The sequence below is a fragment of the Klebsiella sp. K47 genome (assembly GCF_051858335.1).
Classification (GTDB): Bacteria; Pseudomonadota; Gammaproteobacteria; order Enterobacterales; family Enterobacteriaceae; genus Klebsiella; species Klebsiella pneumoniae.
This window is the reverse complement of record NZ_JBPYUI010000364.1, coordinates 1-228: the sequence shown is the minus strand read 5'-3', so window position 1 is coordinate 228 and position 228 is coordinate 1. Positions and strand designations below refer to the sequence as shown.

Genomic DNA, 228 nt, shown 5'->3' with positions numbered 1-228 from the left:
AGTGGGCTGGCCAGTTCGGTTTCCACGAAGGCCTTGCCGGTGGGTTCCGGCGCCATGCGCTCGAAGCCTGAAAGCTTTCGTCGGCCCAGCTGGTCACGGTCAAACCGGTAGGCTGCGACGCTCATTCCGCCCCGCCGGATTTCGACGACGCCATAGGTTTTTTGCCGGTTCGCCTGCGCATTCGCCCTGGCTGGTATCAGGCCCGGTATCAGGGACAGGCCTGTGACC

General features: G+C 64.0%; 1 protein-coding gene. It reads right to left on the bottom strand.

Going from position 1 to position 228, the window contains the following annotated elements; genetic code table 11:
* A partial coding sequence (locus tag RRF55_RS28395; RefSeq protein WP_439419355.1) for a hypothetical protein occupies positions 1-228 on the bottom strand: 228 nt, incomplete at both ends.